A 23,344-nucleotide genomic window follows, 5' to 3' on the forward strand; every position below is an offset into this window, starting at 1 on the left:
CTCATCCGCCCGCCTGGCGCAGCATGCCGACCGCCGCGGGTAACGCGGAGTCGGCCGGACCGGACAGGCGGCACGCGACGCTCGCCCACCCCTCGTACCCGGCGGCGTCGAGCGCCGCGAAGAGCGACGGCCAGTCGACGTGGCCCGCGCCGGGTTCGAGCCCGTTGGAGTCGGCGAGCTCGACGTGCCCCAGCCACGGCCCGGCGGCCAGCAGCGCGCCGGCGGGGTCGGCTTCCTCGATGTTCATGTGGAACGTGCCCGCCGCGACCCGCGCGGACCCCAGCGCGCGGCACAGCTCCACCCCCTGCTCGAGCGTGTTGACGGGCTGGCCCTCGTAGCGGTTGACCGGTTGCAGGCACAGCGACAGGCCCTCCCGCGCGGTCCGCTCGGCGAGGCGGCGCAGGCCGTCGGTCAGCAGGCCGTGCGCCGGCGAGCCGTGGTCCGGGGTGTCCCGTGTGGACGAGCGCGGCAGCGGCACCCGGCGTGCGTCGGACACCGGCACCACCACTGCCAGCGCGCCCAGCGCCGCGAACGAGGACACCTGCCGATCGACGTCGCCGACGTGGGGCGGCACGTCAAGGCGCACGGAAGGCAGCACGACACCGTTGCCGGCCGCGCGCTCCAGCCCGGCCCGTCTGGTCTCGAACGCCTCGCCGCCCCGCGTGCGCAGCGCGATCCCGGCGAAACCCGCCGACTGCGCGAACTCCCACTTCTGCTCGATCGAGGCGCCCGGCAGCAGCTGCTCCTGACAGGCGATCTTCCACTGCGGCATGGCCGACATTAATCCCGTCATCAGTCAAAACGACAATGCGGTATCCCGATCCCCGTGTGGTCCGATCGGCGAACGGCGTGCCAACACCCCTGCTGCGGGCCCGAAGTCACGTCCGGATTGGCGGTTGTCACGGGACAAACCCGGGTGTTCAGTGACGCCACCGGACACCCGGCCCTGGCCCGTGAGAGGTCGCGGACCACCGGAAGGGAGCAACCATGACCCGACGTGGACTGCGCGTGCTCGCCGCCGCGGCGCCTGTCGCCCTCGTGCTGTCGGCCTGCGGCAGCGGCGATCCCGGTGGTGGGGCGGACGGCCCGCTGGTCTTCTGGACCATCGAGGACACCGCCGACCGGGTGCGCGCCCAGGAACGCCTCCTGGCGCGGTTCACCGAGCGGACCGGCATCGAGACCGAGGTGGTCGCGGTCGCCGAGAACCAGCTCACGACCGTGCTGACCTCGGCCGCCGCGTCCGGCGAGCTGCCGGACGTGATCGGGTCGATCTCGCTGCCGATCATGAGCCAGTTGCGCACCGACGACCTGCTCGACACCGAGGCGGCCAAGCAGGTCGTGGCCGGCCTCGGCGCGGACACGTTCGCGCCGCAGTCGCTGGAGCTGACCCGAGAGGGCGACGCGCAGCTCGTCGTGCCCAGCGACGGGTGGGCCCAACTCCTGTTCTACCGCAAGGACCTGTTCGCCGCGGCCGGGTTGCGGCCGCCGACCACCTACGACGCGATCCGGCAGGCCGCCGAACGGCTCGACCAGGGCGACGTCGCCGGGATCGCCGTCAGCACCACGCCCGCCGACGTGTTCACCCACCAGACGTTCGAGCACCTCGCGCTCGCCAACGGCTGCGGGCTCGTCGGGGACGACGGGCAGGTGGCGTTGCACAGCCCCGAGTGCGTCGGCGCGTTCCAGTTCTACACCGACCTCGTCACCCGGCACTCGGTGGCGGGCAACCAGGACGTCGACACCACGCGCGCCACGTACTTCGCGGGCAGGTCGGCGATGGTGATCTGGTCGTCGTACCTGCTCGACGAACTCGCCAGCTTGCGGAACGACGCGCTGCCGACGTGCCCGCAGTGCCAGGCCGACCCGACGTTCCTCGCGCAGAACACCGGAGTGGTGGCCGCGCTGAGCGGGCCCGACGGCGGCGAGCCGACCACGTTCGGCGAGACCGCGTCGTTCGCCGTGCTCAAGGACGCCGCGACCGACGACGCGAAGAAGCTGGTCGAGTACCTGATGACCGACGGGTACCGGGACTGGCTGGCCATCGCGCCGGAGGGCAAGGTGCCGGTCCGCGCGGGCACCAGGGACAACCCGCGGCAGCACGTCGAGGCGTGGCTGGGGCTCGACGTCGGCGTGGACACCAAGGCGCCGCTGGCGCAGTTCTACGACGCGGAGACGTTGCGGGTGGTGCAGGAGAGCCCGCGCAGCTTCAGCCGGTGGGGCTTCACGCAGGGCAAGGGGGAACTCGCGGGCGCGGTCGCCGGGCAACTGGTCGTGCCCAAGGCGTTGGCCGAGGCGGTGAACGGCGGCGGTGACGCGCCCGCGGCGGCGCGCAAGGCGAGCGAGCAGGCCGCCACGCTCGCCCGGGAACTCGGCGAGTAGCGGGTCCGCGGTGGCGCGAACGCTGAGGCGGCACGACGCCCGCACCGGGTTGCTGCTGCTCACCCCGACGCTCGTGATCGTGCTCGCGGTCGTGCTCGTGCCGCTGGCGTGGTCGGTGCTGATCGCGTTCCAGCGCGTGCGGCTGATCGACGTGGGCCGCACGGGGCTGTTCGAGAAGCTGACGCTGGACAACTTCGCCCGCGTGTTCGCCTCGGACGTGCTGTGGCACAGCCTGCGGACGACGGTCGTCTACACGGCGGGCTCGACCGCCGTCGCCGTGGTGCTGGGGCTGGTCGCGGCGCTGGCGGTGCGGCGACCGTTCCCCGGCCGGTCGTTCGTGCGCGCCGCGATGCTCATCCCGTACGTGGCGCCGGTAGTGGCGGTCACGTTCGTCTGGCGCGTGCTGCTCAACCCGGAGTTCGGCATCGTCAACAGCTGGGGCAGGCGGCTGTTCGGGTGGGAGGACCCCATCGCGTTCCTGTCGCAGGCGCGTGGCGAGGTCACGGTGCTCGGCCTCGACGTGCCGGTGCCCACGGCGCTGCTCACCGTGATCGCGTTCGAGGGCTGGCGGTACTTCCCGTTCGCCTTCCTGTTCCTGCTGGCCAGGTTGTCGGCCCTGCCGGGCGACCTGGAGGAGGCCGCGACCGTGGACGGCGCGACGCCGACGCAGCGGTTCCGGCACGTCGTGCTGCCGCAGCTGATGCCGGTGATCGCGGTGCTCGTGGTGCTGCGGACGATCTGGACGTTCAACGAGTTCGACGACGTCTTCCTGCTCACCGGCGGCGCGGCGGGCACGGAGGTGGTGAGCGTCCGGGTGTACGAGCTGCTGACCGTGCAGCGCAACGTCGGCGCCGCCGCCGCCCAGTCCGTGCTGCTGGCGTCGGTGCTGGTCGTGCTGCTGGGCGCCTACCTGTGGTTGCTGCGGCGGCGGGAAGGGGCGGGGGCGTGACCCGCGACCGGTTCGAACGGGCGGTGTTCGCCGTGCTGCGGCCGGTGGTGATCGGGTGCTTCCTGATCGCCACGCTGCTGCCGTTCTACTACATGCTGATGCTGTCGTTGCGGCCGATCGAGGACCTGCTGCGGCGGCCCGACTCGGTGCTGGTCGACTTGGGCGAGCTGACCCTGGCCACCTACGTCGACGTGCTGCGGCCCGTGGCGGAGGGCGGTCAGGGGTTCCTGAGCCTGCTGGGCAACAGCGCGGTCGTGGCGACGGCTTCGGTGGCGCTGGCGCTGGCGATCGCGATCCCCGGCGCGTACGCGGTCAGCAGGCTGGAGTTCTTCGGCAGGCGGCACGTCAGCTCGCTGTTCCTGGTGGTGTACCTGTTCCCGAGCATCGTGCTGGCCATTCCGCTGTTCGTGCTGCTCACCCGGATGCAGCTGCGCGGCTCGCTGGTCGGCCTGGTGCTGGTCTACATCGCGCAGACCGTGCCCGTGGCCATCTACATGCTCAAGAACTACTTCGAGACGATCCCGCCCGGCGTCGAGGAGGCGGGTCTGGTCGACGGCCTGAGCCGGGTCGGCGTCATCCGCCGGATCAGCCTGCCGCTGGCCATGCCGTCGGTGATCGCGACCGGCATCTTCGTGTTCATGATCGCCTGGAACGAGTTCCTGTTCGCCCTGCTCTTCCTGGTCGAGCGGCGCGACAGCTGGACCGTCTCGCTCGGGCTCGCGCAGCTGTCGGGCAGCATCGAGGTGCCCACCACCGTGCTCATGGCCGGGTCGGTCGTCATCACGGCGCCGGTGGTGCTGCTGTTCTTCCTGACCGAACGGCTACTCTCACAAGGGCTGACCAGCGGCGCGGAGAAGGGCTGAACGCGGTGGTGGCAGCGGGTCCGACACCTCTGGCGAGGAGGGAACCCCGGGTGGGGCGCAGCGGGTTCACGGCGTCACCGGGCGAGATCCTCGCGCTGGTCCGGTCCGGTCGCGTGAAGACGCGGAAGGACCTGCAGGAGCTCACCGGCCTGTCGCGCTCGACGGTCGCGTTGCGCCTCAGCCAGCTCATCTCCGCCGGGTACATCCGCACGGTCGAGCAGCGGCGCGGCACGGCGGGGCGACCGGCCGAGGTGCTGTCGTTCGAGGAGAGCGACAAGCTGGTGCTGGCGGCCGACCTCGGCGCCACGCACGCGCGGTTCGCGCTGACCGACGCGGGTGGGCGGATGCTGGGCGAGCGCACCGAGGACCTGCCGATCGGCCAGGACCCCGACGTGGTGCTGAAGCTCGTGATCAGGCGGTGCCGCGAGCTGCTGAAGGGCGCCGGCCGGGATCGGGACCGGCTCGCCGGGGTGGGCGTGGGGCTGCCGGCGCCCGTCGACTTCCGGACCGGGCGGCCCGTGCAGCCGCCGATCATGCCCGGCTGGCACGGGACCGCGGTGGCGACGACTCTCGCCGACGCCCTGGGGTGCCCGGCGTTCGTGGACAACGACGCCAACCTGCTGGGGCTGGGCGAGGTCCGCGAGCGCTACCCGGACGTGGACAACCTGCTGTTCGTGAAGGTGGGGACCGGGATCGGGGCCGGGGTGATCCTCGGCGGCCGGCCCGAGCGGGGCTCGACCGGTCAGGGCGGCGACATCGGCCACATCCGGATCGCCCGACCGGTCGACGGCGCGCGGTGCCGGTGCGGCGCGACCGGCTGCCTGGCCGCGCACGCGAGCGGGGCGGCGCTGGCCCGTCAGCTCAACGAACGGGGGATCGAGGCGCGGACCAGCCGTGACGTCGTGCGCCTCGTGCTGGAGGGCAACGCGGACGCGATCACGTTGGTCCGCGACGCCGGACGGCTGCTGGGCGAGGTGCTGGCGACGGCGGTGGCGCTGCTCAACCCGACCGTCGTGGTGATCGGCGGCGACCTCGCGCTCACCCGCGAACACCTCCTCGTCGGCGTCCGCGAGCGGCTGTACGAGCGGACCGTGTCGGCGTTGACCAGCAGCTTGGCGGTCGTGCAGAGCCGGCTCGGCGACCGGGCGGGCGTCCACGGCGCACGGCACATGGTGATCGACCAGGTCTTCTCGGCCGAGGCGGTCGACGCGCGGCTCGCGCCGGAAGGCTGACCCGCGGGCCGCACGTCGGCCGGCCGGGCGATTCTCGAGGTCTAAGGGGAGCGATGCCTGCTATCAGTCGGACCACCTGCGCCGGGCGACCGGCCTGGTTGGTGCGGACGGCGTGGAACGCGATGCTGTTGTCCGTCGCGGCCGGTGGTGCGTTGGTGCTCGACCACTGGGGCGGCGACGGCGGCGGTCTCGGCGGTGACTCGTACCTGCCGCACACGCCGTGGAACCGGCCGTCGCAGGCCCACTTCCTCGACGGCGTCCCGCTGGCGTACTCGGTGCACGGCGACCGGGCGTTCAAGGAGCCTGGGTTGGTGGTGGTCCGGGAGGACGGCTCGTCGGTGTCGCGGTTGTCGTTGCGCGAGGACCACGTCTCGGACGACGTACTGCGGCTCGTGTTCGAGGACCCGGGTTCGGGACTCGTGGTGGAGCACCGGTTCGCGGTGTCGGTCGAGCACGGCGTCGTGGTGCGCGACGTGCGGGTGGAGAACCGGGGCGCGGCGCCGTTGCGGGTGGAGCGCATCGCCAGCGCCGTGCTCGGCCTGCCCCCGGCGCGCTACGAGTCGTGGACGCTGCACGGCCGGTGGGGCGACGAGTACCAGCTGACCCGTCGTGAGCTGGCGCCGGGCAAGGTGGTGGTGGAGAGCCGGCGTGGGTTCACCAGCCACGAGGCCAATCCCTGGTTCGCGCTCACCCGGGTGGGGGACGAAGGGCCGGTCTGGTTCGGCGCGCTGGCGTGGAGCGGCAACTGGTCGATCGTGTTCGAGACCGAGCGCAACGACGCGCTGCACGTGGTCGCGGGCGTGAACCCGTTCGACTCCGCCTGGCACCTCGAACCGGGCGAGAGCCTCGGCACGCCGTCGCTGGTGTGCGGGCACAGCGATGACGGCCTCGACGGAGCCGCCCGGCTGATGCACCGGTACCAGCGCGACCACGTGCTGCCCGCACGGCACCGCGACACCCCGCCGCCGGTGCACTACAACACCTGGCTGGCGACGTCGTTCGACGTGGAGGTGGGTCACCAGCTCCGGCTCGCCACGCGGGCGGCCGAACTCGGGGTCGAGCTGTTCGTCGTGGACGACGGCTGGTTCGGCGGGCGGAGCGACGACCACGCCGGGCTCGGCGACTGGGTGGTCGACCCGGCGAAGTTCCCCCGCGGCCTGGGCGAGCTGATCGACGAGGTGCACCGGCTGGGCATGAAGTTCGGGATCTGGCTGGAACCCGAGATGGTCAACCCGGACAGCGACCTCTACCGCGCCCACCCGGACTGGGTGCTGCACCTCCCGGACCGCGAGACCACGTTGTCCCGCAACCAACTCGTGCTCAACTTCGCCCGGGACGACGTGAGGGAGGGCGTGCTCGGGCAGGTGCGCGAGCTGTTGAGCCGGCACCGGATCGACTTCGTCAAGTGGGACCACAACCGGCCGTACACGGAGGTGGGCTGGCCCCAGGCGCCGGTCGCACGGCGGCGCGAGGTGTGGGTGCGTCACGTCCGCGGTGTCTACGAGGTGATCGCACGGCTGCGCGCGGAGTTCCCCGACCTGATGATCGAGACGTGTGCGGGCGGGGGCGGGCGGGCTGATCTGGGCATCCTCGGCCTGGCCGACATGGCGCAGGTCAGCGACAACACCGACCCGTCGGACCGGTTGCGGATGCAGTACGGGTTCAGCCGTGCCTACGCGCCGAGGGCGATGGTCGGGTGGGTGACCGACGCGCCGGAGCCGACCACCGGCCGCACCAGCCCGGCGGAGTTCCGGTTCCACGTCGCGATCCAGGGCGTGTTGGGGATCTCCGGCGACATCCTGGGGTGGGGCGAGGAGGAGCGGGTGCGGGCCGCGGGGTTGATCGCGCAGTACAAGCGGGTGCGGCCGACGATCCAGGACGGTGACCAGCACTGGCTCATGCCACCGTCGGACACCGGGCCGTGCGCGGTGCAGTACGTGTCCCGCGACCGGGGTGAGGTCGTGGTGTTCGTGTACCAGGTGCGCGGGGTGGCGGGGGAGGGACCGCGTCGGATCCGGTTGCGGGGGTTGGACGCCGAACGGCGTTACCGGCGTTCGGGCGACGGTCTAGTGACGACCGGGGCCGCGTTGATGGCCGTGGGTCTGCCTTCGGCGTTCCCGCCGCCGCCCGCGCCGGGGCACACCGAGGACTGGCGGAGTCGGATCGAAGTCTGGCACGGGGTGGAGGAGGCGACCTGGTGAAGGTGGCGTTGATCGGGACCGGGTACATCGCCGGCCGGCACGCGGCGGCGTTGGCCGGATCGGGGGTGGAGATCGTCGGTCACGTCGGCCGGTCCGGGGTCGAGCAGGCCGCGGCGCGGTGGGGTGGTCGGGCGTACCGGGACACTGCGGATCTGCTGGCGCGGGAGGAGGTGGACGCGGCGTGGATCTGCGTTCCGCCGGCCGCCCACGGCGAGATCGAGCACACGCTCATCGAGGGCGGTGTGCCGTTCTACGTCGAGAAGCCGGTCGGCACGGACTCGGCAGGGCCGCGTCGGGTGGAGACGGCGTTGCGCGACAGCGGGGTGATGGCGTGCGCCGGTTACTACTGGCGGGGCATGGAGGTGATCCCCGAGTTGCGCCGGATGCTCGCCGAGAAGCCGCCGCACCTGGTGCGGGCCGCCTGGCACGGCCTGGTGCCGCCGGCGCCGTGGTGGCGGGTCGAGGCCGAGAGCGGGGGACAGGTGGTCGAGCAGGCCACGCACCTGTTCGACTTGGCGCGTTTTCTGGTGGGCGAGGCGGAAGTCGTGCATGCGGTGGCGCGACGTGCGGAGCTCGTGGACCACGCCGGGGTGGACGTGGCGACGGTCAGTGCGGCCACGCTCGCGTTCGACTCGGGGGCGGTGGGTGTGTTCACGGCGACGTGCGTGCTGCACGGCACCGTGGATGCCGGGGTCGAGTTCTACTGTGAGGGGCGGAAGTTGACGTTGACGAGCAAGGTGTTGAGGCGGGAGGACGCCGACGGGAGCCACGAGGTGCCCATCGGTCGCGACCCGCTGGTGATCGCGGATGAGCGGTTCTTGAGCGCGGTGCGGGAGCAGGACCCGAGCCTGCTCGTGTGCGACTACGCCGACGCGGTGCTCACGCAGGAACTCTGTTGCAGGGTCCGCGACGTGGCCGACCGGCCGGGCCGGGGTTGACCGCGCTGTCCCGCGTGTCGACCCCTCAGGTCCCGCGTGTCCTACGTCCGGAACGGGTGAGTCCTACGTTGGGGGCGTGTGAGTCCTACGTTGGGGCGCCATCTGTTGCACCACGTCGGACGCCCGGTCGCAACGCAACCCTTTCGAAGCGCAGTCGAATTCGCGGCTTCTCACGCCCGCGCGAGCCGATTCGGCGACGGGTGTGCGACCACGGCGCACACCCGCCGGAACGTGCGGCGGAGCCGCACTACATCGGACAAGTGCGGTCAGCGGACGACGAGCGCGAAGCCAACGCTGTCGCCAGTCTCATCGCCGCGCTCGACACGACGGAAGAAGCGGTGATCCGACCTAGCTCCATCATTCTGGTCAAGGCAGACGGTCGCGTCATCTCTCAGGTGCTTACCGAGCAGCAGATCAAGCATCTAGATGACAACCCCGACTTGCTCAAGAACCTGCGGGCGATCCTCGACGCCCTCGAGCAGAAGACTCCGACGTTCGCCGACGGCGGGCTCGGCCATGCGCAGATCGAAGAGTCGCCGGAGGCGCACCCGCGCAGAGTTGTTCGAGAGTAGCTAGCTCAGCAGGAAAACTGACGCGGCGAAGGTCGCCGGCGCCAGTCAGCTTGCGATCTCGCAGGAGAGGACGATGTCCCACTTGTCCGATGCATTTCGTGACGACCTCGGGACGACCGACGTGAAGTCGGGTTTGCCGGGCGGGTGGCGGACCTTGACGGAGTCGAAGCACCACTCGGCGACAGGGTTGCCGAGAGGGGACCACCGACGCGACCTGGTGAGCGCGGGAACGGTTGCGGCAGTCGGGGCACATGCCCCCGGTGGTGGTGCGGTTCGGGCAACCGGGGCGGGGTCTGGTGGGCTCAGTGGGGCGGTTCTTGGGGAGTGGGCTCGGGGGTGCCGAGGAGGCTGGCGGTGAAGCCCGCTGCGGTGGCCAGGTCGCGCGCGGTGTCGGCGTGGTCGTTCGGCAGCAGGACGAGTGGGTAGCAGTCGGACTCGATGTCGAGCACGGCGAGGGTGGTGCCGGTGGCGCGGAGTTCGGCGCCCGCGCGGTCCAGGAAGTCGTAGGCGGGTTGGTCGTCGGTGAGGTCGGCGAACCAGGTCCACGCCGCCGGGTCGGCGGGACTGGAGCGCAGGGTCCGCAGTTGGGCGACGATCTCGCCGGCCGCCTCCTTCCAGTCGACCTCGGCCAGCAGGTCGTGGTCGGTGAGAGCGTCGACCAGGGCGATCCACGCCAGCTCGGGCACGGTCTCGTCGATGCCCCGTTCGTCGAGGCGGTCGGCGTGGGTGCGGAGGTAGCCGTCGGGGTCGTCGTGGGCGTTGGTCACGTGGTCGGCGACGGCCGGCACGTCGGGGGCCAGCAGGGTGGCCAGCGCGACCAGTGCGTCCCGCGTGGTTGACGGCACGTTCGACCTCCTTGGTGGCGGAGTGGTGATCGTAGCAACAACTTAACCGATTCATTTGTAGCGGGTAGGTGCGTCCGATTGTGGGGTGGTCTTGACGCTTAACCGGTTAACTGATTGCATCGCCTCCGAACCGAATGCGCCCGCCGTCCCGTCGGTTCGGATGTCAACGATGTCAACGACGACATGGTGAGGTGGACGTGGTCAAGCGATGGGCTTTGGTGGCGGTGGCGGCTCTGCTCGCGCCGTTGGTGAGCGTGCCGGCGGCGTCGGCCGCGAACGGGTTCTACGTCGGCAACGGGCGGTTGTACGACGCGAACGGCAGCGAGTTCGTGATGCGTGGGGTCAACCACGCGCACGCCTGGTACCCGGACCGGACGCGGCAGGCGCTGGCGGATGTCAAGGCGTTGGGTGCGAACAGCGTGCGGGTCGTGCTGAGCACGGGCGCGCGCTGGACGTGGACCAGCACGTCGGCGGTGTCGACGATCGTCTCCCAGTGCAAGTCGAACCGGCTGATCTGCGTGCTGGAAGCGCACGACACCACCGGCTACGGCGAGCAGAGCGGCGCGGTGACCCTGAACCAGGCGGTGGACTACTGGCTGGGCGTCAAGAGCGCGCTCGTGGGTCAGGAGAAGTACGTCATCATCAACATCGGCAACGAGCCGCACGGCAACAACAACTACGGCAACTGGACCAACGACACCCGCAACGCCGTTTCGCGGCTGCGGTCGAACGGCTTCACCCACACCCTGATGGTGGACGCGCCGAACTGGGGCCAGGACTGGTCGAACACCATGCGCGACAACGCGTCCTCGGTGTTCAACGCCGACCCCCAGCGCAACACCGTCTTCTCGGTCCACATGTACGGCGTGTACGACACCGCGTCGGAGGTCAGCTCGTACCTCGCCGCGTTCGTCAACGCCCGGCTGCCGATCGTGGTCGGCGAGTTCGGCGACAACCACTCCGACGGCAACCCCGACGAGAACGCGATCATGGCCACGGCCCGGTCGCAGCGCATCGGCTACCTCGGCTGGTCGTGGAGCGGCAACGGCGGCGGCGTCGAGTACCTCGACATGGCCACCGGCTTCAACCGCGCCGCCCTGACAAACTGGGGCAACCGCATCTTCAACGGCAGCAACGGCATCAGGTCGACGTCCCGGCAGGCCACCGTCTACTGAGGACCGCGTCGGGGGGCCGTCGGCGGTCCCCCGACGTGCGGTCACGTCGCGGGTGATGGCGGCCACTGCGCTAGGGTTGACGTGGAATTCGGCGACGACCAGCGACGACGCGAAGACAGGTGATGTGGTGGGGCGGCGGTTCGCCGTGCTGATCCGCGGCCTCCCGGGCACGGGGAAGACGACGACAGCGGCCTTGCTCAGGGACGCGCTGCCACCCTCGGTCCGGGTGTCGAACGACTCCGTCAGGTACATGGCGCACCCCCGCGACTTCACCGCCTTCACCCTGGAGGCGTCCGAGCTCGCGTGCCTCGACCTCGCGCTGTCCTATTGCGACAGCGGGTTCCTGCCGGTGGTGGACGGCGTGTTCGAGGACGTCGACTTCCTGGCGAGCCAGGCGTTGCGCTTCGAACGGCGCGGCTATCAGCTGATCACGATCTCGTTGGCCGCCGACGTGGCGGACCTGCTGCACCGCAACGCGCTCCGCGACCCGTTCCAGCGGATGGACGAGGCCCGGATCCGTCGGCTGCACGCGGCTTTCCGGCCGGTCGGCGTGGCCCTGGAGATCCGGGGGAAGCTGCCCGAGGAAGTCTGCGACGACGTGCTCGACATCATCGACCTCGAACGGACCGAGGGCCCGTCGGTCGAGGTCGGCGACCACGAGGTCGACCTGCTCTTCCTCCGTCACGGCGCGCCCGACCACGCGAGCGACGTCTACCCGGCCCCGTTCGAGGTGGGGCTTTCCGCGCTCGGCCGGGCGGAGGCGAGGGCCGCGGGCGCGGCGGTCCGGAGGTTCGCGCCGGACGTCGTGTTCAGCTCGGACGCCGCGGTGGCCCGGGACACCGCCCGGCTCGCGACCGCGGGACTGGACGTGACGGTCGAGCGTTCCGAGGCGCTGCGGGAACGAGTGTTCCCCGGCCTGGTCGGGAAGTCGTTCGACGACGTCCGGGGCTCCCTCGGCCCGCGGGCCGAGGGAGCCCCGGACGGCGACGGCGACCTGCCGGGGAACGCGCCCGAGGAGTCCTGCGAAGCGGCCCGTGCCCGCGCGTTGTCGTTCTTCGACGAGCTGCCCGCGCTCTACGGCGGCAGGCGCGTGCTCGTCGTCGGCCACGCCGGGCCGCATTCGTGGCTGGTGGGCCGGGCCGTCGGCGTCGACCTGCGGGACGTGCGCCGAGTGCGCTGGGACACCGGTTGCTTCAGCCGGTTCACGCTGGCGGCCGGGCAGACCCGACTGGAGGCGATGAACCTGCCGCCCGGCTCGGTGGTCTCCGATCGGCGACTCGGCGCAGTGTGACGAGTGGGGACGGGTGGTCGAGCGCCAACGGCGCGGTGGGACGACGCCACAGTCACGGTCGGTGGATGGTGAGGGTGGTCGGCCCCGCCACGTTCGCGACCCCGCCGGCCAGGCACTGGGCGATGTTCGGCGTCACCAAAGTGATCACCTGCACCGCGCCGGCGGGCGCGAAACCACCGGAGGTGATCACGCCGGTGTTCGTGACCACGACCTGACCGGCCACCGCGCTGGAGGTGACGTTGTACTGGAACTCGCTCGGCGCCACCGTCCCGCCCCAGGTGAACGTGCGCAGCGCGGACCCGGAGTCGAACAGCACCAGGCAGGACGCGGTGAGGCTGAACGTCTCGCTGTAGGTCGCGGTCACCGCGCCCGCGTTCGTGCACGTGGGGTAGATGCCGCTGACGGTGATCGTGACGGGGCGCGCGGTCAGGGTGAGCGGCGGGTCGAAGGTGGTGACCTCCGTGCCGACGCACGTCTGCTCGACGGTCAGGGCGTGGGCGGGCACGGCCGACAGGCCGACGACCGGCACCGTGATCAGGGCGAGGACGAGTCGTGTCAGTCTCATGGTCGGACCTTCGCCGCGGTCGCGCCGCCGTTAGCCGGTCCCGGCGCGCACCACCCGCTCGACCGGGCGACCCACCCGAATGGCCGTCGGTCGAACACAGGATGTCAGTGCGCCACACCGTCCCTACGTTCGGGGGATGACCAACGACTGGATCGGCAGGCGTGCCCTGTTGCGGGGCACGGTGGCGGCCGGCGTCATCACGGCGTTCGGCGCGGGCACGGCGGGTGCCGCCGTCCCGGGGTTCTACAACCCGTTCAGCGGCTATCGGATCACCGGCACCTGGCAGGACCACCTGAACAGCGGCTCGCTCGGCGGCATCGACTACGGGATGGCCGTCGGCACCCGGCTGCCCGCGGCGGGCGGCGGCGTGGTGACCAACATCCCGAACAACGGCACGGGCGGCCACACCGTCACCATCCAGCACGACAACGGCTACCGCACCCAGTACCTGCACCTGTCGCAGTTCCTGCTGGCCAACGGCACGCGGGTCGGCATGGGCGGTGTCGTGGGGTTGTCCGGCGGCGCGGTCGGCGCGCCGGGGTCGGGCTCGTCCACCGGACCGCACCTGCACTGGCACATGGTCAACCCGAGCGGTACCCGCATCAACCCGCTGCTCTACGTCGGCAGCGGCAGCGGCCTGCCCAAGACGACCACCGAGCAGGACGGCGTCCCCGGCCCGACCATGTGGATGCGGGCGCAGAACTGGCTGCGCATCGAGCAGGGGTACACCGGTCCGATCGACGGCGTGCCGGGGACGAACACGTACGCGGCGTTGCAGCGGGCGATGCGGGCGCACGGCTACGCGGGCCCGATCGACGGTGCGCCCGGTGTGAACACGTGGGCGGCGGTGCAGCGGCTGGCGGCGCGGTGGGGCTACACCGGCCCGATCGACGGTGTGATGGGCCCGAACTCGTGGCGCGGCTTCGCGCGTTTCCTCAACCAGGGCCAGTACGACTGAACCGTCCTGCGCCGAACGCGTCGAGCAGGCGCCGTCGCACCGGCGAGGGCGTGGCGGGCAGGACGAGCGAGGTCGTGAGCACCGGGTCGGCGAGCCGGCGGAACGCGATGCCCGGCGCGGGCGGCAGGTCCGTCACCCGGTAGACCACCGTCCACGACGGCGGGCCCGACGCGATGTCCGCCAGGGTCCGCTGGAGCGTGGTGAACGGCGGCCCGGCCGGCGGCACGCGGCCCGACGCCCGCAGCGCCGTCGTGATCAGGTCGTGGAACGGCGGGTTGTGCTCGCGGGGAGCCAGCCGCAGCGGCAGGTCGGCGAGGTCAGCGAGGTCGCCGAGGTGCGGTCCGCAGCGGTCGGCCAGGGCGGCGGGCAGCGCCAGGTACAGCGGATCGGTCCACACCGGCACGACCGTCAGCCCCGGCGCGCCGGTCGCCGCCCGAACCAGGGCGGCGTCCAGCTCACCGTCCCGCACGGCGGCCAGCCGTTGCGCCGGGTGCGACTGGTCCAGCCGCACCCGCAGCCCTTCGTCGTCCAGCCTGGCCAACGCGCGGTAGAGGCGTTCGCCGGAGCCGTTGACCGTGCCGAGCCGCACCACGCCCTCCGCGCCGGACGCCACCCGTGCGGCCACCTCGCGGGTGCGCCGCACGGCCGCGAGCACGGCCCGTGCCTCGGGCAGCAGGCGCTCACCGGCCGCGGACAGCCTCACCGAGCGACCGCCGCGGTCGAACAGGGTCACGCCGAGCTCCCGCTCCAACCGCTTGACCTGCTGGCTCACCGCCGACTGCACGATGTGCAGCCGCTGCGCCGCCCGCCCGAACCCGCCTTCGTCGACGACCGCCAGGAAGGCCTCCCACTGCCGGAACTCCACGCTCCCTCGATCCATCACGTCCGGTGATACCCGCCATCGTCAACCGCTCCTGGTTCGGGCGTTGTTCCCGCGCTTGACTCGGGGCATGTCAACGATCACCGTCATCCCCGCCGACGCCGCCGAGGTCGTGGCCCTGTCCGGCGGCAGCGCGTTCCGACTCCTGGCCGACGGCGGCGCGTTCGGCGTCAACCGGCTCACCCTCGACGTCGGGGCGGACGGGGCGAAGCCCCATTTCCACGCACGGTCCAGCGAGCTGTTCTACCTGCTCGACGGCGTGCTGGAGTTCCGGGCCGGGACTACGACCACAGTGGACCGCGGCGGGCTGGTCATCGTGCCGGCGGGTGTGCCGCACGCGTTCGGCGCGGCGCCGGGACACCACGCCGACCTGCTCGTCGTCCTCACTCCGGGTGTCGAGCGGTTCGGCTACTTCCGCCACCTGGGCCGCATCGCGCGCGGCCTGGACACGGCCGACGCCCTGCGGTCGGAGCAGGACCGCTACGACGTCCACTTCACCGGGTGAGGGGAACCCCGCCCGGGCGGACGGGGTCCCCGCGCCGGGTCAGGCGTTCGGGTCGAACGGGATGCCGCTCGGCTTCGCCTGCGCGAGGTTGTAGTTGAACGCGCCGTCCTTGGTGGCCAGGCTCGCGCTGCCGAAGTTCGCGCTCACCAGGACGTCGCGGATGCCGACGGGGAAGCGGTCCCAGCTGACCAGGTCCGGGTACTGCCAGGTGCCGTAGTGGTTCTCCGGCTGCTCGCCCGCGCCCGCGAGGCGGAAGCAGTGCGTGCTCAGGCCGTCCTTGTGGTAGACGATCTTGGGGTGCGTGCCCTCCCAGGCGACCTGGGAACGCGGGTAGGTCGAGTACTTGCCGTGCGCGGACGTGGAGACGTACTGGGCCTGGTCGCCGCTGACCCACACGATGACGTGCTCGATGTCGTGGCGGTGGCCGCAGCAGTCCCAGCCGGCCACCGCCTGGTCCTTCTCGAAGTACAGGTCGTAGAGGTAGGCGCACCAGTTGTTGTTGCACTTGGAGCGCGAGTAGGAGTTCGTGTTGTCCAGGTCGGACTGGTCGCGGCACTGGCCGTTGAGGGCGCCGGAGTTCTTCAGCCCCGTGGCCACCGCCCCGGACGGCGAGATCGCCGGTGTCGGGTAGCAGCCGTCGGTGTCGTAGTCGAACGCCGGCTGCCACTTGCCGTCGGCGGCGGTGTAGCTCGCGGGCAGGGCCTGTGGCGGCTCGGCCCACGCGGCTCCGGGCACGAGCACCGCGAGCAGGGTCGCGCCCACGAGCGCGCTGAGCAGTCTCGCGGTCGTCCGCCTGGTTCGGGAAGGGGTGCGGGACGGGTCGGTCAGCTGGGCGGTCACGACGACCATGCCCTCCATCCGGTGTCGAGTGGCACGGCGGCGGAGCGGCCGGTGTCGCGGAGATCATCGGCCGGCACCGAGGGTTCCGGCCGGGGCGTGACGTCGTCAACCCGCCGATGGTCGCGGCGAGGCGAACAGGCGGCGAACATCGGCGGACCCGGGTGGCGGAGGCCTCCACCCGGGTCGCGACCCTCAGTTGAACGGGTTGTCGTAGAACGCGCTGCGGGAGACCGGCGTGGCGGTCGAGCCGGAGAAGTGCAGTCCTTCGTAGACCAGCCCGATGTTCCGCACGACGCCCTCGTACGGCACGTCTTCGCTCACCACGCCGGAGAGGCCGTGCCCACCGCCGCAGACCTCCGGCCGGTAGCCGTCCTCGCGCAGGTACGACCGGTGGCGGGCGCCGTTGACGTTGACCGCCAGCCTGGTGCTCGTGTAGCTGGACTGGCGGCACAGCGTCAGGTCCAGCCGGTAGAGGGAGTTGCCGTCGTCGAACCGCACCGTGCCGACCAGGCGACCCACCAGGGTCTGGTAGCCGCTCGGCGAGTAGCCCTTGAGCTGGATGTCGACCGGCTGGGCGGGACCGTAGGTCGCCTGTGCGGGCGTGGCCGTCGACGAAACGCCGAGGAACACGGCGAACGTGAGGGCGAAGAGGGTGGTGAAGCGTCTGCGCAAGCCGCTGCTCCGAGGCATACGAGCACTCCTTGATCAGGATGGGCCGCGCTCACCCGGCGAACGCGGCGGATGGTGGTCGGAGCAGGGTGAACGCCGAACCTCCCCGCTCACCAGCCGCTGTCCAGGCGCAACCGTGAAGTTGGCCTGTTCGTGGCAGTGGCGTGCCCCCGCCGAGAGCCGGCGGCGCTCGCACGAGTGGACCGGGTTGCGGAACGTTGCGCAAAGACGTGCCGCGCGACGGGGCGTTTCGCGTCGGAATACCGCTGTGCCAACGCGCGGGGAGAGCGGTGGGGGCGCTCAGTCGTGGTCGAGCAGCGGCAGGGTGAGCCGGAAGCGAGCGCCTTCGCCGAGGGCCGTGTCCAGGTCGATGTCGCCGTCGTGCGCGCGGGCGAGGGAGCGGGCGATGGCCAGGCCCAGCCCGGCGTTGGCGCCGCCCGTGCGGTTGCGGGAGTGGTCGGCGCGGTAGAAGCGGTCGAAGACGCGGGTCGCCTGCTCGGCCGTCAGGCCCGGGCCCTCGTCGGCCACCTCCAGCACGGCGCGGCCGTCCGCCGTGCCGACGCCGATGCGGACGGTGCTGCCCGGCGGGGTGTAGGTGGCGGCGTTGCCGACCAGGTTGGCGACCACCTGGCGCAGGCGGTCCTCGTCGCCGTGCACCGGGGCCGGGCCGGGTGGTCCGGCGCCGTCGGGGCCGGTGAGCTCGACCGTCCGGGACGGGTCGAGGGCGCGCAGGTCGTGCCGGGCGTCGTTGGCGAGGGTGCGCAGGTCCATCGGGGCCGGGTCGAGCTGGCCTTCGGGCGCTTCGTCCAGCCGCGCGAGCAGCAGCAGGTCCTCGGTGAGGGCGGTGAGCCGGGTGGCCTCGCGGTCGATCCGGCGCATCGCCTCGTCCACGTCGGCGCGCCCGGGCATCGCGCCCATCCGGTAGAGCTCCGTCGAGCCCTTGATGCCGAACAGCGGCGTGCGCAGCTCGTGGCTGACGTCCGACAGGAACGTGCGCATGCGGGTCTCCGCCGCGGCCCGGTCGGCGAAGGCCTGTTCGAGCTGGCCCAGCATGGTGTTGAGCGACGCCGCGAGGTGCCCGACCTCCGTGGTCGGCGCGGCGAGGACGGGCACGCGCCGGGTGAGGTCGCCGTCGGCGATGGCGGCGGCGGTGTGCTCGATCCGGCGCAGCGGTCGCAGGCCGCGGCCGAGCGCGAACCAGCCGACCGCCGTCAGCAGCACGAGCAGCACGCCGCCGCTGACCAGGCTGGTCGTCCGGAGTCGGGCGACGGTGGCGTCGGCCTCGGCGAGCGGCGCGGCGGCGATCACCGTGCCGCCCCAGCCGGTGATCGGCCGGGCGACGGCGCGCCACCGCGCCGAGTCGCCCGCGGTGCGCAGGTCGACGGCGTCGCCATCGGTCGGGACGGCGCGCAGCTCGTCGGGCGCGGGCAACGTCGCGCCGTCGAGCCGGCTGGCGTGGATTCCGCCCGCCGGCTCGCCGTTCGCGTCCAGGTACACCAGGTACGGCGTGCCGACCAGTTCGAGGGCCGGGTCGAGGAGCTCGGGGTGGCGGGCGGTGTCCACGACCTCGGGCGGCCCGGTGGTCGACACGCCGGAGACGATCTCGGCGAACGAGCGCAGCTGGTCGTCGATCCGGGCGAGCTGGTAGCGCTCCAGCTGGTCGGAGACGACCGCCCCGACGAGGCCCAACCCGGCCAGCAGCAGGCCCGAGGTGAGCAGCAGCAGCCTGGCCCGCAGCGAGAACCGGCCCAGCACGCGCCTCACCCCGCCGGCTCCCGCATCACGTAGCCGACGCCGTGCACGGTGTGGATCAGCTTGGGATCCTCGACGTCGACCTTGCGCCGCAGGTAGGAGATGTAGGTGTCGACGATGCCCGCGTCGCCGCCGAAGTCGTAGCGCCACACCCGGTCGAGGATCTGCGCCTTGGACACCACGTGCCCGGCGTTCTCCATCAGGTAGCGCAGGAGCCGGAACTCGGTGGGCGAGACGCGGACGGGCCGTCCCGCCCGCGTCACCTGGTGCCCCTCGGCGTCGAGCGCGAGCGCGCCCACGGTCAGCACGCCGGCCTGGTGGCCCGAGGTGCGGCGCAGGATCGCGCGGATCCGGGCGATCAGCTCCTCCAGGTCGAACGGCTTGGTCACGTAGTCGTCCGCGCCGAGCGACAGCCCGGTGACCTTGTCGGCCTGGCGGTCCCGCGCGGTGAGGAAGAGGACGGGCACCGGACCGCGGTGGCCCTTCGCGCGCCGCTCACGCAGCCGCCGGACCACCTCGAACCCGTCCACGTCCGGCAGCATCACGTCGAGCAGCACGAGGTCGGGCGGCTCCGCGGTGGCCGCGGCGAGCGCCTCGGCGCCGGTCGCCGCGGACGTCACCCGGAACCCGGCGAACCTCAGCGTCGCGGACAGCAGCTCGCGCACGGTCGCCTCGTCGTCCACCACCAGCAGCGTCATCGCCCGATCCGGTCCGCCCACGCCGGCCAGGGTACGGAGGCCAACCTGAGGAACCGTCCCGTCCTGTGCACGGACGGGGTGTTCGTCGCCGCGCTCTTGGCCGGCTCGGGTGCTGAAGCGCTCGACCGGTGGGATCCTTCCGCATTTCCTCCGTCGCCCCTTATCGAGGGCCGGACTTGTCCGCAATGCCGCTTACGGTGGCGGCAGCCGATCAGGCCGCACCACCCCGTATGGATGACGAGGGAACGCGATGTTCAACCCAACCGATTTTCCCGAGCCCACCACTGTTTCCGTCAACGGTGTGGAACTCGAAGTCTTCGAAGCAGGCGGACAGAATGGCGGAGAGCCCATCGTGCTCTGTCACGGCTGGCCGGAGCACGCCTTTTCCTGGCGTCATCAGGTGCCCGCCCTCGTCGCCGCGGGCTACCACGTCATCGTCCCGAACCAGCGGGGTTACGGCAACTCGTCGCGTCCGACCGAAGTGACCGACTACGACATCGAACACCTGTCGGGTGATCTCGTCGCACTTCTCGACCACTACGGGTACGACGACGCCACCTTCGTCGGTCATGATTGGGGTGCGATGGTCGTCTGGGGCTTGACCTTGTTGCACCCCGACCGGGTGAACAAGGTGGTCAACCTGAGCTTGCCCTACCTCGAGCGCGGCGAGAAGCCCTGGGTCGAGGTCCTGGAAGAGGTGTTCGGCGGCGACTTCTACTTCGTCCACTTCAACCGACAGCCAGGCGTTGCGGACGCCGTGTTCGACGAGAACCCACTCCGGTTCCTCCGCAACCTGTACCGGAAGAACGTGCCTCCCGCGGCACCTCAACCGGGTATGGCGCTGATCAATCTCGCCAGGGCGGAGACACCGCTCGGCGAGCCCGTAATGAGCGACCGCGAACTGGCCGTCTTCGTCTCCGCTTTCGAATCGTCGGGGTTCACGGGCAGTGTGAACTGGTACCGGAACGTCGACCGCAACTGGCATTTGTTGGCGGACGTGGACCCGATCATCCGCCGGCCCGTCCTCATGCTCTACGGCGACCGGGACCCGGTCGCGAAATCCGCGAACCTGACCGACTTCGTGCCCGATGCGGAAGTGGTCACCCTGGATTGCGGTCATTGGATCCAGCAAGAAGAGCCGGAAGAAACCAACCAGGTGATCTTGGCGTGGCTGAAGCGGCAGGGTTCCTAGGCCCGAGGGCGTTCCGAGGTCCGGCGCGCCCCGCTGTTCTTCGTCACCGGACCCGGGCGTGAACCACCCGGCGAAAGGCGACGGGCAGGAGGCGACGGGCAGGAGCCCAGCACCCTGCCCGTCCCTCTCCCGGCCCGTGTCCGTCCCGCGAACGCTGGTCGGGCTGTTCTCGGCCAACCCCTTCGCCGCTCGGGCGTCCTGTTGGCATGACGTCGACTTCAGAAGGCCATGCGTCCGTCACCGATCCGGCTCGGTCCAACGCGTACGACAGCATCGCCGAGGGTTACGCGGCCGAGAACGAGACCAGCCTCTTGAACGCGTACTACGAGCGGCCCGCGATGCTGGAGCTCGCCGGGGACGTGACCGACCGGCGGATCCTCGACGCCGGCTGCGGCTCCGGGCCCCTGTTCGCGGCGCTGCGCGATCGGGGCGCTGCCGTGACCGGCATCGACGCGAGCGCAGGCATGCTCGAGCTGGCCCGACGGCGGCTGGGCGCCGACGCGGACCTGCGGATCGCCGACCTGGCCGACCCGCTGCCCTTCCCCGATGGCGCGTTCGACGACGTCATGGCATCCCTGGTGCTGCACTACCTGGAGGACTGGGGGCCGACACTGGCCGAACTGCGACGCGTGCTGACACCCGGCGGACGGCTCATCGTCTCGGTCGAGCACCCGTTCGCCATCACCCTGCTGCAGCGCCTGGCCGGGGACAAACCCGACTACTTCCAGACCCGCAACCGGGTCGAGGAGTGGACGATGGGCGGGCAGACCGCGCGGCTGAGCTTCTGGGACCGCCCGCTGCACGCGATGACCGACGCCTTCACCGCGGCTGGTTTCCGCATCGACGTCATCAGCGAGCCGCCGCCCGCGCCCGCGGCCCGCGACCTGTTCCCCGAAGAGTTCCAGCGGTTCGCGGGCACGAGCTTCCTGGCCTTCCTGTTCTTCGTCCTGCGGGCCGGCTAGCCGGCCGTGAGCCGCCGGTCCCTCAGTCCCCGCAACCCCTTCACCCCGCGTCGTGGCGTGCGGGGCGTCCGGCCACGGGGCCCGCTCGACGCGGCCGACAGGTCACCGCGTGGTCTGGTCGACCGGCCGGAGCCGTGCGCGGAGGTCGACGAGCAGGCTGCCCGAGAACCCCGCCGCGGCGCCGGCCACGAGCCCCAGGCCGAGCGCGACCAGCGGGTCCGCCGCCAACCGCGCCTCCAGGACGGAGAACGTGAACCCGAACGCGGCGATGTCCAGCTCCACCGACACCCGCGACAGCAGCGCCGCCCCGCCCAGCGCCGCTCCCACCACCGGCGCGAGCCACACCGAGACGCGCGCGGCACGGCGCAGCGGCCCGCCGTCACGACCACCCGACCGCGCGGCGACGGCGCCGAGACCCAGCAGCACGACCACCGCGACCCACGCCAGAGGCCCGCCGGGCGTGGGCGGCCCGACCGCGTCCAGGACGCACGAGAGCGCGCCGTCAGAGATCAACGTCCACGGCACGCCCAGCCCGAGCGACAACGCGCCGAGCACCACCAGCGGCAGCCCGAGCAGCACCGCACCGGCCGCCGCGGCCCCGGCGAACACCCACGCGACGAGCAGGCACACGACCGTGAGCGCGACCATCGTCCACACCACGCCCCGCACGGCCACCCGGAACCTCGTGACCAGCCAACACACTCCGACGACCGCGAGCACCCAGCCCACCGCGCCCGCCGCGGCGGGCCAGACCGGCACGGCGAACCCGGCGCCGAGCGCGTCGAGGGCCCCACCCCGGCCGAACGGACCCGTCGCCGGCATCCCGCAGGCGGACGCCCCGGACCCGCCGCCCGTCGCACCGCCCGGCAGCGCCACCGTCCCCCGGGCCGACCACGCCACCGCGGCCAGCCCCGCCGGGAACGCCACCACCGCCGCCGCACCGCGGCCGAGCAGGCCGTCCCGACGACGCAGCAGCAGCCACCCCAGCACCACCGCACCCACCAGCGAGACACCCAGCGGCACCACCGCGATGCCACCCCGCACGGCGAACGGCAGGTCACCGGCCGCAACCGCGCCGAACTCCGCCGAGCCGCCCGCGGCCAGGGCGACCACGGCCGCCGTCAGCCGGCCGAACCCGCCGACCCGGTCGGCGTCCAGCAGGAACAGCCCGGCCGCGGCGACCCCCGCCATGGCGCCCAGTGCCGCGACCGCCGCCACCACACCCCGGTACACCTCCCGCAACGCGACCATCACACGTCACGACGGTGGAAGACGACGAACGCGGCGGCCAGCACCGCGGCGACACCGAGGCACATCCCGCCCAGGTTCAGCCAGGGGTGCGGGTGGGCGGGGTCGGGCGCCGTCGCGAGCACCGCGACGGCGCCCTTGCTCGGCCAGAAGTCGAGCAGGCCCTGGAGCCACGACGGGAACAGCCCCGACAGCGCGGGCACCAGGAACACGATCCCCACCAGAGTGGCGAGCGCACCCGCCGTGGCGCGCATGATCGTGCCGAGCCCGATCGCGAGCAGCGCGATCGCCGCGAGGTAGAGCCCGCCGCCCGCCACGGCGGGGAGCACGCCCGGGTCGCCGAGCCGCGCGTGCGGCACGCCCTGCCCGGCGAGCAGCGCCTGGCCGAGCAGGAACGCGGCGAACATCAGCGCCTGGCCCGCCACCACGGCGACGGCGGCGGCCACCGCCACCTTGGCCGCCAGCAGCCGGCGCCTGCGCGGCGCGGCGGCCAGGGACGTCCGCACCAGGCCGGTCGCGTACTCGGAGGTGACGACCAGGATGCCGAGCACACCGATGATCAACTGGGCGACGACGTACGTGGTCAGGCTGAGGTTCGTCGGATCCCACGCCAGCCGGTCCGCGGCGGGA

General features: G+C 72.0%; 23 protein-coding genes. 13 read left to right on the top strand and 10 right to left on the bottom strand.

Annotated elements, in window-relative coordinates; translation table 11 throughout:
• Nucleotide 1: 1 nt before the first annotated feature.
• Nucleotides 2-793, bottom strand: a complete 792-nt coding sequence (locus AB0H12_RS25230) for a TIM barrel protein (RefSeq protein WP_499625814.1) — start codon at nucleotides 791-793, stop codon at nucleotides 2-4.
• A 194-nt stretch (nucleotides 794-987) separates the two neighbouring features.
• Here AB0H12_RS25230 and AB0H12_RS25235 point away from each other — a divergent pair, with 194 nt between their 5' ends.
• The 7 genes from AB0H12_RS25235 to AB0H12_RS25265 all read left to right on the top strand — a co-directional run bounded on the left by AB0H12_RS25235 (nucleotide 988) and on the right by AB0H12_RS25265 (nucleotide 9,134).
• Entirely contained in the window at nucleotides 988-2,379 is a 1,392-nt protein-coding gene (locus tag AB0H12_RS25235; RefSeq protein ID WP_499625816.1) for an ABC transporter substrate-binding protein, read from the top strand.
• Nucleotides 2,380-2,389: 10 nt separating this feature from the next.
• Complete coding sequence (locus AB0H12_RS25240) at nucleotides 2,390-3,328, top strand: carbohydrate ABC transporter permease (protein ID WP_499625818.1); 939 nt, start codon at nucleotides 2,390-2,392, stop codon at nucleotides 3,326-3,328.
• Entirely contained in the window at nucleotides 3,325-4,191 is an 867-nt protein-coding gene (locus AB0H12_RS25245) for a carbohydrate ABC transporter permease (protein WP_499625820.1), read from the top strand. The genes AB0H12_RS25240 and AB0H12_RS25245 overlap by 4 nt, the downstream gene beginning before the upstream one ends.
• A gap of 50 nt (nucleotides 4,192-4,241) precedes the next feature.
• Complete coding sequence (locus tag AB0H12_RS25250; RefSeq protein WP_499625822.1) at nucleotides 4,242-5,423, top strand: ROK family protein; 1,182 nt, start codon at nucleotides 4,242-4,244, stop codon at nucleotides 5,421-5,423.
• Nucleotides 5,424-5,476: 53 nt separating this feature from the next.
• Nucleotides 5,477-7,624, top strand: coding sequence for an alpha-galactosidase (locus AB0H12_RS25255; RefSeq protein WP_499625825.1), 2,148 nt, complete (start codon nucleotides 5,477-5,479; stop codon nucleotides 7,622-7,624).
• Nucleotides 7,621-8,562, top strand: a complete 942-nt coding sequence (locus AB0H12_RS25260) for a Gfo/Idh/MocA family protein (protein WP_499625828.1) — start codon at nucleotides 7,621-7,623, stop codon at nucleotides 8,560-8,562. The genes AB0H12_RS25255 and AB0H12_RS25260 overlap by 4 nt, the downstream gene beginning before the upstream one ends.
• A gap of 260 nt (nucleotides 8,563-8,822) precedes the next feature.
• The gene (locus AB0H12_RS25265) at nucleotides 8,823-9,134 is read left to right on the top strand and encodes a hypothetical protein (protein ID WP_499625829.1); all 312 of its coding nucleotides are present in this window, start codon (nucleotides 8,823-8,825) and stop codon (nucleotides 9,132-9,134) included.
• Nucleotides 9,135-9,436: 302 nt separating this feature from the next.
• Here AB0H12_RS25265 and AB0H12_RS25270 read toward each other — a convergent pair whose 3' ends face one another.
• The gene (locus AB0H12_RS25270) at nucleotides 9,437-9,979 is read right to left on the bottom strand and encodes a DUF6630 family protein (RefSeq protein ID WP_499625831.1); all 543 of its coding nucleotides are present in this window, start codon (nucleotides 9,977-9,979) and stop codon (nucleotides 9,437-9,439) included.
• 197 nt (nucleotides 9,980-10,176) lie between these two features.
• On the opposite strand from AB0H12_RS25270, the gene AB0H12_RS25275 reads away from it, so the two are divergent.
• Both AB0H12_RS25275 and AB0H12_RS25280 read left to right on the top strand, forming a co-directional pair.
• Nucleotides 10,177-11,154, top strand: a complete 978-nt coding sequence (locus tag AB0H12_RS25275) for a cellulase family glycosylhydrolase (protein WP_499625833.1) — start codon at nucleotides 10,177-10,179, stop codon at nucleotides 11,152-11,154.
• A 127-nt stretch (nucleotides 11,155-11,281) separates the two neighbouring features.
• Nucleotides 11,282-12,445, top strand: a complete 1,164-nt coding sequence (locus AB0H12_RS25280; protein ID WP_499625835.1) for a histidine phosphatase family protein — start codon at nucleotides 11,282-11,284, stop codon at nucleotides 12,443-12,445.
• A 52-nt stretch (nucleotides 12,446-12,497) separates the two neighbouring features.
• Here the strand turns inward: AB0H12_RS25280 and AB0H12_RS25285 are convergent, their stop codons facing one another.
• Nucleotides 12,498-13,010 carry a hypothetical protein gene (locus AB0H12_RS25285; protein ID WP_499625836.1) on the bottom strand — a complete coding sequence of 171 codons (513 nt, stop codon included), beginning with the start codon at nucleotides 13,008-13,010 and terminating at the stop codon, nucleotides 12,498-12,500.
• A 136-nt stretch (nucleotides 13,011-13,146) separates the two neighbouring features.
• Here AB0H12_RS25285 and AB0H12_RS25290 point away from each other — a divergent pair, with 136 nt between their 5' ends.
• Entirely contained in the window at nucleotides 13,147-13,968 is an 822-nt protein-coding gene (locus tag AB0H12_RS25290; RefSeq protein WP_499625837.1) for a peptidoglycan DD-metalloendopeptidase family protein, read from the top strand.
• On the opposite strand, the gene AB0H12_RS25295 is transcribed toward AB0H12_RS25290, so the two are convergent.
• Nucleotides 13,946-14,848, bottom strand: a complete 903-nt coding sequence (locus AB0H12_RS25295) for a LysR family transcriptional regulator (RefSeq protein WP_499625838.1) — start codon at nucleotides 14,846-14,848, stop codon at nucleotides 13,946-13,948. The two genes, AB0H12_RS25290 and AB0H12_RS25295, sit on opposite strands and share 23 nt — an antisense overlap.
• A gap of 70 nt (nucleotides 14,849-14,918) precedes the next feature.
• Here AB0H12_RS25295 and AB0H12_RS25300 point away from each other — a divergent pair, with 70 nt between their 5' ends.
• On the top strand, nucleotides 14,919-15,353 hold the full coding sequence (locus tag AB0H12_RS25300) for a cupin domain-containing protein (protein WP_499625839.1): 435 nt from the start codon (nucleotides 14,919-14,921) through the stop codon (nucleotides 15,351-15,353).
• A 39-nt stretch (nucleotides 15,354-15,392) separates the two neighbouring features.
• Here AB0H12_RS25300 and AB0H12_RS25305 read toward each other — a convergent pair whose 3' ends face one another.
• The 4 genes from AB0H12_RS25305 to AB0H12_RS25320 form a co-directional block, all read right to left on the bottom strand.
• A complete protein-coding gene (locus AB0H12_RS25305) occupies nucleotides 15,393-16,202 on the bottom strand; it encodes an NPP1 family protein (RefSeq protein WP_499625841.1) in 810 nt (269 codons plus the stop codon).
• A gap of 183 nt (nucleotides 16,203-16,385) precedes the next feature.
• On the bottom strand, nucleotides 16,386-16,883 hold the full coding sequence (locus AB0H12_RS25310) for a hypothetical protein (RefSeq protein WP_499625843.1): 498 nt from the start codon (nucleotides 16,881-16,883) through the stop codon (nucleotides 16,386-16,388).
• Between the two features lie 279 nt (nucleotides 16,884-17,162).
• On the bottom strand, nucleotides 17,163-18,626 hold the full coding sequence (locus AB0H12_RS25315; protein WP_499625845.1) for a sensor histidine kinase: 1,464 nt from the start codon (nucleotides 18,624-18,626) through the stop codon (nucleotides 17,163-17,165).
• Nucleotides 18,623-19,312 (bottom strand): response regulator transcription factor, encoded by a 690-nt coding sequence (locus AB0H12_RS25320; RefSeq protein ID WP_499626003.1) that lies wholly within the window; start codon nucleotides 19,310-19,312, stop codon nucleotides 18,623-18,625. The genes AB0H12_RS25315 and AB0H12_RS25320 overlap by 4 nt, the downstream gene beginning before the upstream one ends.
• Before the next feature lie 250 nt (nucleotides 19,313-19,562).
• On the opposite strand from AB0H12_RS25320, the gene AB0H12_RS25325 reads away from it, so the two are divergent.
• Together AB0H12_RS25325 and AB0H12_RS25330 are read left to right on the top strand one after the other, a co-directional pair.
• Nucleotides 19,563-20,504: an alpha/beta fold hydrolase gene (locus AB0H12_RS25325; protein WP_499625847.1), complete on the top strand. Its 942-nt coding sequence runs from the start codon at nucleotides 19,563-19,565 to the stop codon at nucleotides 20,502-20,504.
• Between the two features lie 206 nt (nucleotides 20,505-20,710).
• Nucleotides 20,711-21,466: a class I SAM-dependent methyltransferase gene (locus tag AB0H12_RS25330; RefSeq protein WP_499625849.1), complete on the top strand. Its 756-nt coding sequence runs from the start codon at nucleotides 20,711-20,713 to the stop codon at nucleotides 21,464-21,466.
• Nucleotides 21,467-21,568: 102 nt separating this feature from the next.
• On the opposite strand, the gene AB0H12_RS25335 is transcribed toward AB0H12_RS25330, so the two are convergent.
• Together AB0H12_RS25335 and AB0H12_RS25340 are read right to left on the bottom strand one after the other, a co-directional pair.
• Nucleotides 21,569-22,717 carry a streptophobe family protein gene (locus AB0H12_RS25335; protein WP_499625851.1) on the bottom strand — a complete coding sequence of 383 codons (1,149 nt, stop codon included), beginning with the start codon at nucleotides 22,715-22,717 and terminating at the stop codon, nucleotides 21,569-21,571.
• Nucleotides 22,717-23,277: an ABC transporter permease gene (locus AB0H12_RS25340; RefSeq protein WP_499625853.1), complete on the bottom strand. Its 561-nt coding sequence runs from the start codon at nucleotides 23,275-23,277 to the stop codon at nucleotides 22,717-22,719. Before AB0H12_RS25340 ends, AB0H12_RS25335 begins: the two co-directional genes overlap by 1 nt.
• Nucleotides 23,278-23,344: the final 67 nt, after the last annotated feature.

Origin of the sequence: Actinosynnema sp. NPDC023794 (assembly GCF_040639675.1) — a bacterium.
GTDB classification, from domain to species: Bacteria; Actinomycetota; Actinomycetes; order Mycobacteriales; family Pseudonocardiaceae; genus Actinosynnema; species Actinosynnema luteola.

Excerpts from the sequence above, each read along its gene's own strand:
- AB0H12_RS25330 (WP_499625849.1), top strand. The coding sequence starts at position 20,711 with ATGACGTCGACTTCAGAAGGCCATGCGTCCGTCACCGATCCGGCTCGG.
- AB0H12_RS25310 (WP_499625843.1), bottom strand. The coding sequence starts at position 16,883 with ATGCCTCGGAGCAGCGGCTTGCGCAGACGCTTCACCACCCTCTTCGCC.
- AB0H12_RS25290 (WP_499625837.1), top strand. The coding sequence starts at position 13,147 with ATGACCAACGACTGGATCGGCAGGCGTGCCCTGTTGCGGGGCACGGTG.
- AB0H12_RS25335 (WP_499625851.1), bottom strand. The coding sequence starts at position 22,717 with ATGGTCGCGTTGCGGGAGGTGTACCGGGGTGTGGTGGCGGCGGTCGCG.
- AB0H12_RS25320 (WP_499626003.1), bottom strand. The coding sequence starts at position 19,312 with ATGACGCTGCTGGTGGTGGACGACGAGGCGACCGTGCGCGAGCTGCTG.
- AB0H12_RS25305 (WP_499625841.1), bottom strand. The coding sequence starts at position 16,202 with ATGGTCGTCGTGACCGCCCAGCTGACCGACCCGTCCCGCACCCCTTCC.
- AB0H12_RS25295 (WP_499625838.1), bottom strand. The coding sequence starts at position 14,848 with ATGGATCGAGGGAGCGTGGAGTTCCGGCAGTGGGAGGCCTTCCTGGCG.
- AB0H12_RS25325 (WP_499625847.1), top strand. The coding sequence starts at position 19,563 with ATGTTCAACCCAACCGATTTTCCCGAGCCCACCACTGTTTCCGTCAAC.
- AB0H12_RS25235 (WP_499625816.1), top strand. The coding sequence starts at position 988 with ATGACCCGACGTGGACTGCGCGTGCTCGCCGCCGCGGCGCCTGTCGCC.
- AB0H12_RS25285 (WP_499625836.1), bottom strand. The coding sequence starts at position 13,010 with ATGAGACTGACACGACTCGTCCTCGCCCTGATCACGGTGCCGGTCGTC.
- AB0H12_RS25255 (WP_499625825.1), top strand. The coding sequence starts at position 5,477 with ATGCCTGCTATCAGTCGGACCACCTGCGCCGGGCGACCGGCCTGGTTG.
- AB0H12_RS25300 (WP_499625839.1), top strand. The coding sequence starts at position 14,919 with ATGTCAACGATCACCGTCATCCCCGCCGACGCCGCCGAGGTCGTGGCC.
- AB0H12_RS25230 (WP_499625814.1), bottom strand. The coding sequence starts at position 793 with ATGACGGGATTAATGTCGGCCATGCCGCAGTGGAAGATCGCCTGTCAG.